At 35.9% G+C, this 18,926-nt stretch carries 8 protein-coding genes and 1 pseudogene; 3 read left to right on the top strand and 6 right to left on the bottom strand.

The features are described from left to right. The coding region (locus tag FWJ34_RS01415) for a Calx-beta domain-containing protein (RefSeq protein ID WP_308253521.1) at positions 1-10,695 on the top strand (10,695 nt) is incomplete at its 5' end. A 576-nt stretch (positions 10,696-11,271) separates the two neighbouring features. Here FWJ34_RS01415 and gatA read toward each other — a convergent pair. Continuing rightward, positions 11,272-12,723 (bottom strand): Asp-tRNA(Asn)/Glu-tRNA(Gln) amidotransferase subunit GatA, encoded by a 1,452-nt coding sequence (gene gatA, locus FWJ34_RS01410; protein ID WP_308253519.1) that lies wholly within the window; start codon positions 12,721-12,723, stop codon positions 11,272-11,274. A 90-nt stretch (positions 12,724-12,813) separates the two neighbouring features. After that, positions 12,814-13,062: a hypothetical protein gene (locus FWJ34_RS01405; protein WP_308253518.1), complete on the bottom strand. Its 249-nt coding sequence runs from the start codon at positions 13,060-13,062 to the stop codon at positions 12,814-12,816. Positions 13,063-13,581: 519 nt separating this feature from the next. Here FWJ34_RS01405 and FWJ34_RS01400 point away from each other — a divergent pair. Further along, positions 13,582-16,323: a CBS domain-containing protein gene (locus FWJ34_RS01400; protein WP_308253516.1), complete on the top strand. Its 2,742-nt coding sequence runs from the start codon at positions 13,582-13,584 to the stop codon at positions 16,321-16,323. Positions 16,324-16,413: 90 nt separating this feature from the next. Here the strand turns inward: FWJ34_RS01400 and FWJ34_RS19505 are convergent. The 4 genes and pseudogenes from FWJ34_RS19505 to btpA form a co-directional block, all read right to left on the bottom strand. Next, positions 16,414-16,518 (bottom strand): annotated as a pseudogene (locus FWJ34_RS19505) (IS1 family transposase); the annotation flags it as partial. After that, positions 16,482-16,808, bottom strand: coding sequence for a hypothetical protein (locus tag FWJ34_RS01395; RefSeq protein WP_308253514.1), 327 nt, complete (start codon positions 16,806-16,808; stop codon positions 16,482-16,484). The gene FWJ34_RS01395 and the pseudogene FWJ34_RS19505, both read right to left, overlap by 37 nt. A 21-nt stretch (positions 16,809-16,829) precedes the next feature. Further along, the gene (locus FWJ34_RS01390) at positions 16,830-17,111 is read right to left on the bottom strand and encodes a hypothetical protein (RefSeq protein ID WP_308253512.1); all 282 of its coding nucleotides are present in this window, start codon (positions 17,109-17,111) and stop codon (positions 16,830-16,832) included. A gap of 103 nt (positions 17,112-17,214) precedes the next feature. Then, positions 17,215-18,042, bottom strand: coding sequence for a photosystem I biogenesis protein BtpA (gene btpA / locus FWJ34_RS01385; RefSeq protein ID WP_308253511.1), 828 nt, complete (start codon positions 18,040-18,042; stop codon positions 17,215-17,217). 190 nt (positions 18,043-18,232) lie between these two features. On the opposite strand from btpA, the gene FWJ34_RS01380 reads away from it, so the two are divergent. Further along, positions 18,233-18,922 carry a DUF4230 domain-containing protein gene (locus FWJ34_RS01380; protein ID WP_308253525.1) on the top strand — a complete coding sequence of 230 codons (690 nt, stop codon included), beginning with the start codon at positions 18,233-18,235 and terminating at the stop codon, positions 18,920-18,922. Positions 18,923-18,926 lie beyond the last annotated feature (4 nt).

Below are 18,926 nucleotides of genomic sequence, written 5' to 3'. Positions count from 1 at the left end.
ATTCCCGTTTTTCAAGTCACCCTTGAGGGCAACACCATACAATTAAGACTTTCTCAAGTCATCCCTCTTTCTGCTAACTATGACTACACAACCTCAGATAATCCGACACCCCAACCGAATTTAATCCAAGTTAGTTATACAACATCGGATAATCAAAGTCAAAATTTACAAAATAGTCAAGGAGAGGAGATAGATAACTTTAATTTCTCTGTAACTAATACTTCCCCTGATACTTTTTCTGCGGTATATAACCCCACTACGGGCAATAGTCAAAATTACTCTATTGTGAATAATGAGTTAATACTGAGTTTTAATACTCCTTTGAATACTAATATTATCCCTGATGTAAGAAGATTTAGTGTTGAGGGGGCAACTATAGAAACTATTACAGTAGAGTCTAATGCGGTTGTCTTAAAACTCGATAAAAATGTTGCTGATGTCACTGTGACTTATAGTAATCAACAGGGGTTAGGGAATTTCTTAGAAACAGTCAATAATGAAAGTATAGCTAGTTTTTCGATCAAGAGTGATATTACTGTCAGTCAATCTCAGTTTGTTATCGGAGTTCAATTTACTAACACTTTAAATAGTAATCTGATTCCGAATATTAATCAATTTTTAGTGCAGACTATAGACAACAATGGCAATGTCATCAACACCGTTACGGTTAATCAAGTTGATATAGTTAATGGCAATACTGTTAATTTGTATCTATCACAAGGCATTGAAGATAATCAAACTTATCGCATTACCTATACTTCCGTTAACAATATCGCCACTGATTTAGAATATCAAGACGGCACAGAAGTAGAAGGGTTTACCGTTGTTTCTAATCAAGACAATTCTCAAGGCATAACCACCAATGAGTTAACCGCTATTCTTGTGCAAAATTTAGATAGTAATGTTACCTTTAGCAATAGCATTAGTAACTATAACGTTACCGTAACCGATGCTGTAGGCAATAGTCAAAATACCGTCACAATCCAATCCCTAAGAATAAAATCTCAAGGAGTAGAGTTAATTATTAATGAGAATCTCACGGATAATGAAAATGTTGTCATTGACTATCAAAATAACGGTAATGAGATTAAAATAAATTCTTTAGTGACAGGAATCGAGCCTCCGCAATTTAACACTCAATCCATTCTCGGTAATATTGAAGCGGATTTAGGGCAAGATAGCAACCCCACTCTTTCCTTAACAAAAACAGGAGAGGTATTAATGGCTTGGGTGGCAGAAGTACCACCGATCGAACCTATTGGCGGTTTCATTAATGGGGATATAATAACTCTTAATTTCGTGGAGAATCTTCAAGCCGATTCTATACCTCAAGCCAGTCAATTTACCGTTACTGATACCCAAGGAAACACTTACAATGTTGATGGTGCACCCTCTATTTCAGGTAATAGTATCACCTTAATCCTCGATGAAACTATACCAGAAGATGCCCAAATTCAAATTAGTTATAGCCTATCATCAACTAGCAACACGGGCAATTTATACTTAACAGATGCCACCAATACAAATCTATGGATTAACGAGTTTACCGACTTAAATCTCACCAACACCACTAATAAGACTAATCCTCCCATTTTACTAGGGGCGGGGAGCATCGTGGCCAATGTCAGTGGACAAAACTTGAATCGAATTACCTTAGTATTTAACCAAGCATTAACCGGCAACCCCATTGAAAGTCAATTCACCATTGAAAATAACGGCGTTAACTATCAATTATTTAACGAACCCACCGTCAATGGTAACACAGTAACATTAAACGTGATTCCTCCGTCAGGAAGTAACTTAATCGGTGCTGGAGATTTAGTAACGGTTGACTATACCACCACCATTAACGGCAATCCCGTCTCACCGCAACAACAATTAACAGGTAATCACGGCACTGTTACCAACTTTAATAATCAACCTGTTATTACTTCTCCTACTACTCCCACCACAGTCATAAAATATGGCTTCACACCTTCAGGGGATGCTTTACTATCAAATCTTAGCAGTATTATCGGCTCAAAAGGCTTGAATTTTAATCCCGTTGCAGGATTAGATCAAAACGGTAATAATGTGGTGATGTGGGTTAATGCGGATATGAGTGATATTCCCACTAGCTTAACCCCGGGCGAATTTTACAGCGATAATCAAATAGATGTTATCAACGAGAGTTTAAGTCAATCCGATATTTACTACTCTATTTATAACGCCAATACCCAACAATGGAGTATCGCTTCTCCTTTAGTATCCCAAGAAGGCTCAGAAGGTAAGATAGTTTTAGGTATGGGGGAAAATAATCAACTCATCGCCGCATGGTTAAACTATACCGATGAGGACACTAATATTTATTGGTCAAGTTTAGCATACAATAGTCAGGGTAATGGTATCTGGAGTGAGCCACAATTATTATATCAAGATGCGACACCCGATCCTTTAACGGAGTTAGAAATTGCTAATATAAACGGCAAAACTGCCATTTTTTGGACAGAAACTCAACAAGTATCCTATAGTGAGTTAACCTTGCAAGGAAACCCTCTTTTATATTTTCGTCTTGCTGAAAACACTGGCACTGTAGCTAATAATAGCGGAACTTGGGGAGCAGGGGGCAACGGCATTTATAATGATACAGTTAATTATAATCAGACAGGAGCATTAGAAAACACTACTACGAATAAGGGGGATAAAAACCCTGCTGTTTTGTTTAATAATGGTAGTAGTCTTACCCTTGCAGAAGACTTAGATTTGATTAGTGGTAATTCTTTCTCGATCGAACTATGGTTCAAAATTCCTAATAATCCCAATGAGACTCTCAATATTGCTTCTATGGAGGGGTTATTTAGTTTAAGTCTCAGTCAATCCTTAGAGTTAACCCTTAACATCGACAATCAAAATATCTCTCCTGACTCCCTTATTAACCTCAACACATGGAATTATTTTGTTGCCACCTATGATGGACGAAGTGATACAGTAATTTTATATCTCAATGGGCAACCTGTAGTTACTCAAAATAATATTGACTTTACCCTTCCCTCTACTACTAACTTAACCCTAGGAGGAGGTAACGATAATCTTTATCTTGATGAGGTAGCCTTTTATAACAAAATTCTCGACTATAGCGATTTTATTCCTAGTGACTTGAATAGTAATAATATCCCTAGCTTAACAGGAGAACAATTAATTAGTATCTTATCTGGGGATGGTACAGATATTGGCAGTAAATATTCTGCTCAGTATATCGCACCTTTGCCCCCCGGACCAAATACTTATTATGCCTTCATCGATGACGAAACCGACACCCCTAGTCAAATCATCCCTAACTATAAAGTAACCGCTACTCAACTATCAGACGCTAATAAACCACAATGGGATATTGTTTCTAATTTGTCTGCTAACAAGAATAGTTATATTTATCCCAACGGCATCCCAGATATTTACCTACCCCTCAATTTACAAAATCAGCAAACTGGTACTAAAATAATTTCGATCGAAATTACCGCTCAAGATAGTAATGGGAATACCTTAACTTGGAGTGTTGGCAATAATAGTGTTGGCAATACTAAAAGTAATCAGTTAGGAGTTGTGCAAGGAGAAACATTACTTAATCCTCTCAATCCCGATGGCGAATTTGACTACACCATTTTAAGCCCCAATGTTAACCTTGACTTATTTATCGATGGTAGTAATAGCAATCTCTCTAACTTTCAGTATTCTATCAATGGTAGCACTCCCCAAAGTATCAACAGTGCAGATGTCACCAGCGAACCCACAACCGTTAACTCGAATCAAGTATTAGGTATCGCCACAATTACCGAAGCTAACGATTCTAGTTTAGCCCTTATCGACAGTGGTGTTATCATCAATACCGATAACCCTTCCATCGGTTATATCCTCAGTAACGGTGATTTAGATGGAGACGGCACAATAGATGTTATCGTGGGTAATCGAGGTTATACCAAGAGTGATGGATCCATTCTCAATAATGGCACAATTCAGATACTATTCGGTGATAGTAATGTTTTAGCCGGTAAGGAAAATAACCCTCTTACTACCACAGACTTATCAGGCAATCCTAACGGTATTTTGATCAATGGTATCATTGATGGTGGACAAGCCAATAGTGACTTTCCCATGAGTTTAGCTACGGGTGATGTAGATGGTGATGGTAAAGACGATTTAATTATTGGTGCGCCCAACAAGGGGGTTGTCTATGTTATCAAAAGCAGTTATTTAGCCAATAATAGAGGTAAAACTATTACTATCAATTCTGACAATAGCTTTTCTGATGGTAGTAACAATTCCAGTAATATCGGTTATGTGATTAATCCCCCTGTAGAGGGAGGGTATTTTGGTTTAGCAGTGGCGGTAGGTAACTTCAATGGCACTGGTAATGCAGATATTGCTATTGGCACTCCGGGGGCGAATAATGGAGATGGTTTAGTTTCCATTGCCTATGATGGTGACACTACGGCAACGACTTTTTATACTGGCACAGGTAAAGAAAATCTTGGGTATGCTTTAACCGTTTCTAAGGCAAAGGGTGGGCAAAGTTTTTCTAAAAATACCCTTGTGGATGACTTAATTGTGGGTGCACCCTCTTTTCAAGCTAGTGTTGCTAATCAATGGGTAGGAGTTGACTCTTTTCCTCAAGACAATCAAAATTTATTCCCTAGCAACACATCGGCATCCGTAGGCAAGGTTTATGTTTTTGCCAATAACAATATCAATCCTCTCTATTCTTTCACTGGCTCAATTTTACCCTCATCTAACGGCACAGCAGAAAATTCTTTTACGGGTAGCGCTTTGGCTAGTGATGATTGGGATGGTGATGCTATCAAAGATTTAGCTATATCCGCCCCCGGTTCAGATACTAATGATGGTTTAGTCTATGTATTAAAAGGGGGAAGTGTCACCTCTGGAGATTTAGACTATATCAGCAATTTGATTATATTAGGGGGTTTGCAGTTTGGGGAAGCAGGTAGCGTTATCACTTCTGCTGGAGATGTCAATGGGGATACCTATGAGGATTTTTTAATTACAGCACCTCAAGGGGCAATGGGTGCAGGGCAAGGTTATGTATTATTTGGCCCTCTCAACTTGAATGATGTCGGTACTTTATTCGATTTGAATGTCACTGCTACTGACAATAAAAAGACTTTTCTACTTAATAGTAATCAACCTTATCAGTCGGTGGGTTCTTCTGCAACTGCCATTGGAGATGTGAATAACGATACTCTGGATGATTTCATGATAACTGCACCCAATGCTCAACAATTATACGTTGTTTATGGACATCCATGGTTAGCGGATGATGTTAGTATCAAACTGGCGGATATTTCTAGCGATAACGGTTTTGTCATTGATGGTGATCTTTATAATACCTTTACCTCAACGGATATTCCTGTTAATCAACAACAATTAAACACTACTCCGTCTCTCACCAGTAATAATGGGATTCTTTATCTTGCTTATAAGGGCAATGACAACAATAACATTTATTTAACCACCAGTAGCGATAATGGTCAAACTTGGAATCCTGCCATAGGATTACCCTCTGGAATGACAACTACTTCACCACCTTCGATCACATTTTATAATGGAGTATTATACCTAGCTTATCAGGGAATAGATAACAATGACATCAATATAACTTACAGTACCGATAATGGGCAAACGTGGAGTAATCAATATCAAATTTCTGGGCAAACCACTCAAACTACCCCCACTTTAGTTGTCTATCAAGGGGAATTACTAACCCTATTTACTTCTAATGATTCTGGTAGTCGTCTTGTTTATGTTCATTCAAATAACCCCCAGTCTAGCAATTCTTGGTCATCCAGTGTTAACATTCTTACCCAATCAGGTAGTGGAAATCAAACTTCTCCTAGTGCCTTGAGTGCCACAGTGTTAGATGATACTCTTTATATTGGTTATCAAGGAGGCACTTCTACCAGTCCAAATAATAATTATATCACCTCAAGCAATGGAACTAATCTTGATAATTTATCATGGAATGTGTCTGAGCAAACCAGCATTAAGGCAACAGGGCAAATTGGCTTAACTTCTGATGACGAAAATCTCTATCTCACCTACAGAGACATTAATAACAAAATTTATGTAGGAAAGTCCACTAATGGCAATAATTGGTCTTTATTTAACAATATACCTAATCAACTCACATCTTTCAGTCCAACAGCTACAGTTTTAGATGATGAACTTATTATAGCTTCTGCTGACACTAACAGCGCGATCGAGATCACTTCTTCAGGGCTTCCTTATGTCTTAATTGGAGGTGGCACAATTACCGAGATATTAGGAGACATTAACGGTGATGGTTTTGCTGATGTTTTCTCTGGTGGTGATGACGGGGGAGTTATCGTTTTTGGCAGTAGCACTAAAAATTTACTCGATGGAAGTCTTAGTAATGACTTAATTATCTCTGCCTTTAGTTATTCACTGAAAGATATTATCTCTTTGGGAGATTTTAACGGGGATGGTTTACAAGATTTTGGCGTGGTTGACGAGGGCAATAATTTTTATCTACAATTAGGCTCTAGTAATCTCAACAGTTTAGGCACTTTATCTTTATCTAATCCTAACCTCACAGGGCTCGATCAAGCTTTTGCCGTAGGAGACTATAACGGTGACGGTTATGATGATGTCGGAATAGTTTCCAGTGATAATAGTTCTAAAATAATTTTAGGCAACAGTGACGGTAATTTTGATCACAATGTACAGTTTACCATTATTGTTAATGGTTCATTACCTAATAATCTTGACAAAATTAGCTTAGAAGGCATTGGCGATATTAATGGAGATGGTTATAAAGATATTGGTACAGGTTTTGCCCAAAGTAATCTTACTATTCAAGATGGTTTTAGTGGACAATTCACCACCTATTTAGGCTCAAACCCATCGGTAAATCCCACCACAAATATAATTGTACCACCCTCGACAAATTCTCTTTCTGATACCTTAAATAATAATAATTGGTCTTCCTTTGATATACCTAACCAACAATCCCCCGCCCCTCCCGGATTTGCAGTATATCAAGGCTATTTATACATGACATTTAAAGGGAATACTAACAACTCCATCTATGTCATGAGAAGCAAAGATGGTTTTAATTGGGAAGATGAAGTCGTACTTACCAGCTTAAATACTCCTTATAGTCCATCTTTAGTTGTTTTTGATGATCAACTATATTTAATTCATACCACCAATGAGACTATCTACATAACTCCCTTTACTGGAGATGACGAATCAATTAGTTTTGGTCAATATACTGCTTTAATTACAAATGCTGGTACGTCTCCCACTCCAGTGGTATTCAACAATAAAGTATATATTTTTTACATTGCTGAAGGAGATGATCAGATTAACTATATCACCCTTTCTGATCCTGCCAATGTGACGGAGTATGGTTATGATGAATTTAATCATATCAGTGGTCAACAATCTTATGATAAAGTTGGAGTAACAGTAATACCCAGCTCTGCCAATAATGGTGCAGGAAATCTCTTGGTGACGTATAAAGATAGTAGAGGAGAGTCTATTTATGTTACCACCTTTAATGGATCGAGTTGGAGTAGTGGTAAAACTATCCCCAATCAAGAAACCACTGATGGCCCTTCTTCCGTCACTGTAAACAATACAGTCTATGTGTTTTATGAGGCTACCAACCCCAACGATTTACGGTATGTCACTTCAACCGATGGAGGAAATACTTGGAGTAGTAGTGAAGCAATACCAAATCAGCTTTTAAATTTAGGTGCTTCGGCGGTTTTCTTCAAAGAAAATATTTATGTAGGATTTAGTTCACAAGCAGAAAGTAATAATCCCTTATCAGTGAGTGTCTCTAATCCTATTTATAACACTAACCAAACTCAACAATTAGGGCAACAATTACATAGTATCGGTGATTTTAATGGAGATGGTATCGAAGATTTTGCTGTACTTGCCTCTGGTTATATTGCAAATTTAGGCATTATGGAGAACAATGTACTAAAAAATAATCAGGGTGCAATTCTCATTTACTATGGTAACGTCAATGGTATTAGTAATTCTGCTCAACCTGATGTGGTTTTAGTCAATCCACCGGTTACGGATAGTAAATCTCTTTTCTATGAAATCAATAGTTTTACTCCCATAGGAGACATCAACGCTGACGGTTATGATGATATAGCTATTGCCTCTCCCACTACCAACAGTAACGAAGGTTCTATCTTTGTGGTGTTTGGAAGTTCAAATTGGCAATCCACTTATTCTGCTACTAATCCTTTTAACTTAGGCAGTCTTAGTACTAATCAGTCTAATGGTAGTAATGTTAATGGTTTTTTAATTACTGGTTTACCCTCATCTCAGGCGGGAATTTCCATGAGTGGAGGAGAAGATGTTAACGGTGATGGATTTAGTGATTTTACCATCGGTGCCCCTGGTAACAACGATAACTTAACCTATGTGATTTTTGGTAGCGATTTTAATAACACTGTCAATCAAACAGGTACGATCGGCAATGATAGAATGATTGGTACACTAACAGGAGAAAGTTTCTTAGGGGGTGAAGGGAATGATAAAATTTACACTAACGGCGGTATTGACGTAGTTTATGCCAGTCAAGGAGATGATTTCGTTACTGTCCATGATACCTATTTTCGGCGCTTAGATGGTGGCACGGGCATTGATACTTTAAAATTTAATGGTTATAACGGGCAAGACTGGGATTTAACTACCCTCTCCCCCAGTAGTCGTTTAGGCAACTTTGAGATTTTGGATATTGAAAACTATGGTGCAAATACCTTAACTCTCAACTCCCTTACCGTAACTCAACTTTCTTCTACTAACACCATCACTGTGTTAATGGATGAAAACGATATTGTTAATCTTAGTGCTGACTTTTCCTATAACGACACAATTTATCAAGACAATCAAACATTTTATCAATATACCTCCTCTCAATCCTCCGCAAAAGTACTCTTAAATCGTCATGTAGAGCAAACTAATACAGTTCAATTATTACTCAATGAAGAAGGTAGCCTCGTCTTACTATCTGAATCAGGGGAGCAAATTTGGACAGCAGAAAAAGATGGACAACAAGTTACAGATGCAGTTCAAGTCCTCATGCAAACCGATGGTAATTTTGTCCTTTATAATACTTTACAACCTGTTGACGTACCGGGTGACGCAGAATTTGCTTTATGGGCATCTGATACAGTGGGTAATCCGGGTGGATATTTACAATTAGGTGCTGATGGTGGTTTATACATTAAAAATTCAGCAGGAGAAATATTAACTACCCTCAATACTGGTAATGCTAACATCACTGATTTTGTGACTTTTAGTCAACAACAAGAGTTACTCAATAATCAATCTCTGATTTCTGAAGGAGAAGTGATTGCCAATGTGACTTTTAATGCACCTTTAACTAATACCCCCCAACCAATACTTAACCCCGAAGTTTCCTCTCAAATCTCCTCACAAAAACAAAATACTGCTTTATTCGCTATGGATGAATCAGGAAATATCGGCGCGGTTTCTACTTCCCTCTCCAGTAGTGATAATATTAATAATACTCCCACTCGTTTATCTGTATCTAATCCCATTGCTAACGAAGCTGATGGTAAGATAGAGTTTGTGATTCAACGCACGGGTAATTTAGATAAATATGTTCAATTTCACTATATCACTCAAGATGGACGAGGAAAAGCAGGAAGTGATTATCACCCCGTGTTAGGAAGGGCAGTTTTTCAACCAGGGGAAAGCAGTAAAACCATCTCTGTTGTTTTACCCTTAGATGATGTTTATACTGGCACAAGGGAATTTGGTTTACTCGTCACTAAGGAAAAAGAAAGCCATACCCCATTAACCGATGAATTTAATCTCTATGTTAATCCCAGTGATGGACAAATCCGTAATTGGAATCATATCATCAAAGAGCAACCCCATAGCATTATGGGAGGAATTTTAGAATTTCGTGTCACCACTACCGAAGGCAAAGGGGAGATAAAACTTTACTTTGAGGGAGAGAAAGAATTTAATAGTTATTACATCTTAAACAACGAAACCCAAAAATATGAGCCTTTCACCTTTAACGGTACAACAGGAGCAGAATTTTTCGATGAAGATGGTGATAATAAGTATGAGGGAGTAATTTTACATCTTCAAGATGGTGATAAATTTGATCTTGATGGAGTAGAAAACGGTTTAGCCTTTAAGCGAGGATTTTTCAGCAATGGGGAGACTCCAGAAATTTTGTTAGATACGCCTATGTATCGTTTCCGCAGTCTTGATACCCAAGGTAGTTATTTATATGTGGGTGAGGAAGAAAGAGAATCTATACTCAGTAATTACTCTAATAATTTTATTGAGGAGGGATTAGCTTTTTATGTGTCTGATACTCCAGAAGATGGTTTAATTGCCTTCAATCGCTTCCGTAATAGTAGCCTAGTAGGTTATATTTATGCCGGAGAGACTGAAAGTGAGTCAATTCGTGCTAACTATCCCCAGTTTATAGAGGAGGGTATCGCTTTTTATGCTTATGGTGCTGATTCTCAAATGGCGGATAATATTACCCGTTTTCAGAATAACACCGGAGGGGCTTATCTTTATACGGGGCAACCAGAAACAAATAATGTAATTACTAATTATGCCAATAGTTTTAATTTTGAGGGTTTAGCTTTTGAGAGTTTATTAGTTTAACGATGATTAGTCAATTCTCGAATTGAAAATAAGAAAATCAATTAAGATATATTTTTGATGAATTCTTGTTTCTTGGGGTTTAAACCCCTTGCCATACCCCAGCACTCCATACCGCAACACTTTTCCCCTACCCAAAATTTTACCTGAGTTCGACTCAGATCTTGCACCAATACAATAATACCAATAAAATAAAACGGGAAAAATCAATTTTAGGAGTTTTAAAATCAATTCTGATTACTTTTCCCTCTTCCCTCTTCCCTCTTCCGTATCCTCATCGAGAATTGATGATATAGATGCAAGATCTAAGTTCGACATAAAATTATCGGTGAAGATGAGACTAGGGGACTAGCGGACTAGAAGACTAGGAGAAAATTCACTTAAACATTATTAAAATTGATTTTCGACAATTATTTGCTAAATTTAATTCTTTTAGGTGGGTAAAATTTCGTCAACTAAGACTCTTAAACCCTGATTTTTAAAGGTTTCTGACATCGAACTGAGGTAAAATTTTATAGCTCTTAATGTTAATATTTAAGGCTTTTACTTCCAACTGTTTTTTTTTAGTTTTTATTTCAATTATGAGGTTAAATTAGGGCGTTTTGTATGCCAATTTGTCGCTTGTTGATAAGCGTAACCGACTTTAAATAATACATCTTCCCTTAAAACATTACTAATTAATTGCATTCCGATGGGTAAATTTTGATTATCAAAACCACAGGGAATACTCATACCGGGCAAACCAGCTAAATTCACGGGAATTGTCATTAAATCTGATAAATACATACTAAGGGGATCATCGGTTTTTTCTCCAGCTTTAAAGGCCGTGGTTGGTGCAGTAGGAGAAATTAACACATCAACGTCAGCAAAAGCGTTATCAAAGTCTTCTTTTATAAGAGTACGCACTTTTTGGGCTTTGAGGTAATAAGCATCATAATAACCAGCAGATAAAGCATAAGTACCTAACATGATACGACGTTTTACTTCTGCACCAAATCCTTGAGATCTAGTACTGGTGTACATTTTTAATAAATTATCAGCTTCGTTTCTAATGCCGTATTTAACACCATCATAACGAGCTAAATTAGCGGATGCTTCCGAAGGAGCAATTATGTAATAAATAGGTAAACCATAACGGAAACGTGGGCAAGAGATTTCTGTTACTTGTGCCCCTAATTTCTCTAATTCTTTGATACCTTGATTAACGCTTTCGGCAACGACGTTATCTAATCCTTCTCCAAAAGTTTCTTGAATAATGCCTACTCTTAAGCCTTTTAAGTCGGTGGTAAATAATTTTGTATAGTCGGGAATTTCTACTTTTAAACTGGTAGAGTCTTTACTGTCATATCCGGCGATCGCCTGTAATAAAATAGCGGTATCTTCGACAGTATAAGCAAAAGGACCAATTTGATCTAAAGAAGAAGCATAGGCAACTAAACCGAAACGAGACACTAAACCATAGGTAGGTTTTAAGCCCACCACACCACATAAAGAAGCAGGTTGACGAATTGAGCCTCCCGTGTCAGAGCCAAGAGATACTACACATTCATTAGCGGCAACAGCAGCGGCAGAGCCGCCAGAAGAACCACCAGGTACTCTTGTAATATCCCAAGGATTAGCAGTGACTTGATAACCAGAGTTTTCAGTTGAACTACCCATAGCAAACTCATCTAAATTAGTTTTACCTAAAATTACTGCACCTTGATCTCTTAATTTTTGGGTGACGGTAGATTCATAACTAGGGATAAAATTCTCTAAAATTTTGGATGCACAAGTGGTAGGAATACCTTTAGTGGACATATTATCCTTAATAGCAATGGGGATACCTTCTAAAGAGGTAATTTCTTCTCCTCTGGCAACTTTTTCATCGACTTTTTTCGCCGTTTCTAAGGCTAAATCTTTGGTGACGCACAAAAAACTCTTAATTTGTGGCTCTAATTTTTCAATAGTCTTTAAATATTCTTCCGTAATTTCTAAGGCAGAACGTTGTTTACTTTTTATCTGTTGATGTAACTCATTTATGGAGGTCATGAATTAATTACTTTTAAATTTAATTACTTTATTCTATTATTGAACGATTCTGGCAAGATGAAAACTTATAAGGTCTCAATTAGCAGAAGGTTAATTTTCCCATTTTAGTACAGCATGATCTTTTCCTTGTTCTTTTCTAGTTTTACTATCTTTTTCCATCCATCGAATAATATCATTGGTAGTTAAAGTATCTATAGAGACACTCAAATCTTGAGCGATAACTTGTAAAAGTCTTAAAGAAGAAATCGTTAAACGAGTCAAAAATTTTTCTGACGATGTAAGTAAGGCTTTTTCTACTTCTAAAGATTCTTCGGTAGTTAAATATTGTTGGTTATCCATAAGTAATTCAATTTAACACTTAATGCTCTTAATATATCAAGTAATTATAGTAATACCTGAGTTAAATGTAACAATGAAGCTGAAAACAATGTATATCAAGTCTTTTGACTTTGATGATAATTTTAAAAAACAAAATTGAAATTAATACTTCTCAAATTTTACCTGTTCATAAATACCGCCAATCTCCAACTATAAATTTAATGATTCTACAAATATACTTGCGTTTGCTGTTTCGTATTCTGTTAGTAGCCATTGCCCTTGACTATTTTTAGTAAACTGTTTAACCTTAACACTATATTAGTCAATAAGAATATACTCCTGTAGTTCAGGAATGGAGCGATAGTAACTAAATTTAGAGCCTCGATCGTAATCTTAGGTTGACTGAATTTTTTTATAGTGTACAAAAGTTACAAATGACAAAGTTGGCATATTTAGAACCAAAATTTAATACTCAAATTGCCCACGTCATTTTGCGCTTGAAAAGGAAATAAAAGATTGTATTTTAGGAGGAATTGTCTAATGGACATAATTTTATGCCATCAAACTGCAGATTTTGACGCTTTAGGGGCGGCGGTAGGTTTAACAAAATTATATCAAAGGGCAAAAATTGTCTTAACAGGAGGTGCTCATCCTTCCGTAAAACGTTTCCTTGCTTTACATCGAGATGAATTCAATTTAATCGAATTTCGTAGCGTTAACCCTCAAAAAATCTGCCGTTTATTTATTGTCGATACTCAAGATAGAGATCGATTAGGAAAAGCCGCACAATGGTTAGAGTTAAAAAGTTTAGAATCCATTACTATTTATGATCATCACCCTCAAAATGAGTCTATTAGTGAGGGTACTTTTAAATATATCGAAAAAGTAGGGGCTTGTTCCACGATTATTTGTGAACTTTTGCAACAAAACTTAATCACTCTCAATAAGATAGAAGCTACGGTTATGGCTTTAGGTATTCATGTTGATACCGGTTCACTTACTTTTGAACAAACTACCCCTAGAGATGCTTTAGCATTAGCATGGTTAATGAATCAGGGGATAAATATTCGTAGTTTAGGGGAGTATGTTGAGCCAAGTTTATCACCACAGTTACAGAAGTTATTTCCCGAAGTATTAAAAAATTTACAAACAGAAATGATTAATGGTAGTTGTGTTGTTTGGATTGTTTTAAAAACACCTAATTTCATCGCTGGATTGTCTAACTTAACCGAAAGAATTAGAAATTTAGTAGATATTGATGTCTTCTTATTCGGACATTTTTATCAAAAGGCAGGAGGTGAAGATGAGGATAAGTCAAGAAGTCAGGAAGACAAGAAAATAGGAAAATTGACGATAATTGGGCGTAGTAAGTTAGAATCTGTCAATTTAGGTTCTATTTTTACAAATTTTGGTGGCGGTGGTCATAGTAGTGCCGCTTCTTTTTGTTTACGCTGTGATAATCCTCAAAATGTGATGGATAATCTCTTAAATCGCATTAAACATTTAATTCCTCCTCCTCTTACCGCAACAGATTTAATGTCTTCTCCTGTGAGGACAATTCGCCCTTCTACTACTATAGAAGAAGCTCAACGAATTTTATTACGTTATGGACATTCGGGTTTATTTGTGGTGAATGGAGAAGGAAAATTACAAGGGGTTATTTCTCGACGTGATATTGATTTAGCTTTACATCATGGTTTTTCCCATGCACCTGTTAAGGGTTATATGACGAAAAATGTGCAAATAATTAACCCTGATACTTCTTTAAATGAAATTGAAAGTTTGATGGTAAATAATGATATTGGCAGATTACCTGTTATTGATGATAATGAGTTACGGGGTATTGTTACTCGCACGGATGTTTTACGGCATCTTCATCAAAATAGATTAAATTTTAGTAACTCCGATGATAAAGAAAATTTGCCCCTTTTGTCTTGTCTTTTTCCTTCCTTAGCAAAGCATTTACATCCGGCTGTCTGGAAGTTATTACAACAAGCGGCAACTTATGCCCAAAGTCAAGGATGGCATCTTTATTTAGTCGGAGGTGGTGTCAGAGATTTATTTTTGATAGAAGAATCAGAGACTCTCTCATTACAAGATATTGATTTAGTGGTAGATGGTTTTCATCGCACAGCCATAAGGGAAGCGGGGGTAAAGTTAGCCAAAGCATTACAAAGTTTTTATCCTCAAGTGCGTCTCAGTATTCATGGAGAGTTTCAGACTGCTGCGTTATTATGGCATAAAGATAAGTATTTAGGTTCACTATGGTTAGATATTGCTACCGCGCGCACAGAATTTTATCCTTATCCAGCCGCAAATCCAGAAGTGGAATCTTCCTCCATTCGCCAAGATTTATATCGTCGAGACTTTACTATTAATGCTTTAGCTATACGTCTGACTAATCCTCGTGGAGGTGAATTGTTGGATTTTTTCGGAGGTTTACAGGATTTACGATCGCATAATATCAGAGTTTTGCATCCTAATAGCTTTATTGAAGATCCTACCAGAATTTTTCGAGCTGTTAGATTTGCTGTGAGATTAAATTTCACTATTGAAGCACAAACGAGAGAATATATTAACTATGCTATTTCGAGCGGAGTTTATGAAAGAGTTTCCCTTGAAAAAACCTCTATTCCTGCTTTGACAACTCGCCTTAAAGGTGAATTAAGTTATATTCTCCAAGCCCAATATTGGAAACCTGCCTTAAAATTATTAAATGAAGTCGGTGCTTTAACTTGTTTACATCGTCATTGTCAATTAACTCCTCAATTATGGTGGCAAATTCGTTGTCTTGATCGATGGTTAAAATATTATTATTTAGATGAAGAAAATCAAAAAGCATCTTCTTGGTTAGTTAGACTAGAAATTATTTTAGCTTCTTTTGAGGAAGGCATAAAAGTAGCTGAAAATTTACTATTACCAAAAGAAAGTATCGAAAGATTAAAATATTTGTCAATTAATGAAAAAATAATTAAAAAGAAATTACCCTCTTTTCAATATATAAGTGAAAAGGTCAATTTTTTAGCATCTTATCAATCTATAACTTTATTACTTATCGCTTTAAAAAATAATAAACAAATCAGAAATATTATCTGGCAATATTTAATGAAATGGAGTAAGATTAAACCTCTTTTAAATGGTGATGATTTGAAAAAATTAGGCTATAAACCAAGTAAACAATATAAAGAAATGTTAACTATTATACAAGGTTTATATTTAGACGGAAAAATCAGTAATTCTCAAGAAGCAAAAGATTTTATTAGCAAAAATTATTCTATTTAGGGGCTACTGAATTAATCAGGAAGCTATAAGAATTTAGAATTTACGGCGTTGCTGATTTTGAGTATGAAAATGAGTTAAAGCACATCTTCTCTAGGAGCGAAACGGAATTGGTACATCTTTAAATTTTAGATAGTGAATCAATAGTGAAATAGAATACTTTAACATTTCCATTGATTTTGAATAACATAAGGTTTTGTAGAATCGTGGTCTAAATGTAAACTAAGCACCCTCAAATAATTACCGTCCCTTAAAGCCGTTGCCCTAAACTTTTGATTAATACGAAAGCTATAAATATTTTCGCCATTATTTCCTTTTTTAGAGTAGATTAATTCCCACTTTAACCCTTTACTTTTATAGAGACTATCCCAATCCATTTTAATTATTTTTTTTAAAGTATTTAAGACACTATAGGCATCTTCCTTACTCAAAGAAAATAAATCTTTTTGGAAAATAGGGGAGTTTAAATCCAGCAAAATATTAGCCATTCAATTAATATAAAAAAATCTTTAATCATTATCATCATTGACATTAAAGTGAGTAGATAAAGAATTTTCTAACTCCATTAAATCAGTGTGAGAGGGTTTATTTTTACTAGCCCAATCTAAAGCATCATCAAGTTTAGTGGCATTATCTTTTTCCAATAACCATTGTTCATTATGGGGAATAAATTTACCGATTTTAATAGTCCAAACACCATATTCAGGATTATCAATTAAAACATTTTCCCCTGCAAACTCTTTCCCTAAAGAAATTTGTCCATTACTCCCGATCGTCTTTATTTGTGCCATAAGAATATAATAAATTTGTGCCTTATGATTTTCATATTTTCATAATAGCAGTTTTTACTCCTCACTCAGTCAAGGCTAAATATATTAAGTCCTACATTATTCACTACTCAAGAAATAACTCTTTACTCCTAATTAGACGAGTTTGGGTAGCTTCTATAAACTGGGAAACCCTACTAGGATCAATCGTTTCATCAATCTTACCATGACGTTTCAAAGAACTTGAGACAATCACACCATTAGCAAAAGTCATCAAATCTGCTATATTTTCTGGTGTCGCACCACTACCTATTAATACTGGTGTACCTTTAGCTGCGGATTGTGCTAATTCTAAATCTTCTTTACTAGGTGGTAAACCTGTTGCCCAACCTGATAAAATTACTGCATCGGCTAATCCTCTTTCTATGGTATCTTGTACTGCTATAGTTAAATTTGGTGTCCCCAAAGGACGAGCATGTTTCACTAAAACATCCGCAAAAATAGCTATATCTTCTCCTAATTCTCGGCGATACTTTTGGATTTCTTGAGCTTTTCCTTCAATTAAACCTTGATCTGTTGCCATTACACCTGTATAGACATTAACTCGAATAAAACTTGCACCAACACAAGCTGCGATCGCCAAAGCACTTCTAGCGTCATTTCGTAGGACATTTAAGCCAATAGGTAACATAACTAAATTCATAATGCGATCAACAATCAAGGTAATAGAGCTAACTACAGCAGGATCTACATTATCCTTAGAAAAAGGGGCATCAAAAAAATTTTCGATAATAATACCATCAACTCCACCAGCGGCTAAAGCAGTAGCTTCTTGTTCAGCTCTTCGCATTACTTCCTTTAAACTACCTCCCCATCTAGCGGAAGTAGGTAAAGGTAATAAATGAACGACACCAATAATAGGATTTTGTTTCCCAAAAATTTTTTCAGTTATCATAAAAATTTAGTATATATTCTCTCAAAATAGAGAACTTAATCGATTTATATTATGCGAATTAGCAAGTTTTTATTTTATAGGTTTTGATAATTCTCTTCAAATATTTTACTACTCAAGTGTAGTTACTGATTTTGTAAACGAAAATACCTTGTATAATATTCTGATAGACAAAAAGTACCCCATTGCTGTGATGAACACTTCTAAACTATTTATTTTCAATTCTCGTATCTTCAAAAATACTGCCTTGATAACTAGCGGTAGTTTAACCTTGATAATTATTTTTGGTGTTTTGGGTGTAGGCAGAATAGTAAATAATATTGTACACGGGATAACAGAGATTTTTCATCAGGAAATTACGCCACCACAAATAAATAACCCTCATTTAATCGTTAAACAAATTCAAGGCGTTAGTGAATTAACCACCACAAAGTTTATCATGGATGCCATCGTTCCCACTTCTTCTAGTCGTAAACTAGGTAATATGGTCATCGGTGAAACAAATTTGCTTTATGTTGCCAGGGGAGAAGTAAAAGCAGGATTAGATTTAAGTAAAATCACCGCCGATGATATTGAGATAAAAGGGGATAAACTTCAAATCAGATTACCGGCACCAGAAATTTTAGACGAGAAAATCGACGTGAATCAATCTCAAGTATATGATTATGATCGAGGTTTTTTAAATTTAGGGCCAGATGTTGCCTCAGAATTACAGACTCAAGCGCAACGTCAAACTTTAGCAAAAATAAAAGAAACCGCCTGTCAGCAAAAAATATTAGATCAAGCTAACGAAAAAGCGGTAATTTTAATTAGCCAATTAATGCAAACGGCTGGTTATGAAAAAGTAGAAGTTTTAACTACAGAATCTCAAAATTGTTTATAACTAC

Origin of the sequence: Geminocystis sp. GBBB08, assembly GCF_016743215.1 — a bacterium.
Classification (GTDB): domain Bacteria; phylum Cyanobacteriota; class Cyanobacteriia; order Cyanobacteriales; family Cyanobacteriaceae; genus Geminocystis.
Note: the sequence above shows the minus strand (reverse complement) of the source record. Positions and strands in the feature narration are given on the sequence as shown.

Coding starts and splice junctions, on each gene's coding strand:
- FWJ34_RS01395 (WP_308253514.1), bottom strand. CDS start 16,808: ATGGCTAATATTTTGCTGGATTTAAACTCCCCTATTTTCCAAAAAGAT.
- FWJ34_RS01390 (WP_308253512.1), bottom strand. CDS start 17,111: ATGGCACAAATAAAGACGATCGGGAGTAATGGACAAATTTCTTTAGGG.
- gatA (WP_308253519.1), bottom strand. CDS start 12,723: ATGACCTCCATAAATGAGTTACATCAACAGATAAAAAGTAAACAACGT.
- FWJ34_RS01400 (WP_308253516.1), top strand. CDS start 13,582: ATGGACATAATTTTATGCCATCAAACTGCAGATTTTGACGCTTTAGGG.
- FWJ34_RS01405 (WP_308253518.1), bottom strand. CDS start 13,062: ATGGATAACCAACAATATTTAACTACCGAAGAATCTTTAGAAGTAGAA.
- FWJ34_RS01380 (WP_308253525.1), top strand. CDS start 18,233: ATGAACACTTCTAAACTATTTATTTTCAATTCTCGTATCTTCAAAAAT.
- btpA (WP_308253511.1), bottom strand. CDS start 18,042: ATGATAACTGAAAAAATTTTTGGGAAACAAAATCCTATTATTGGTGTC.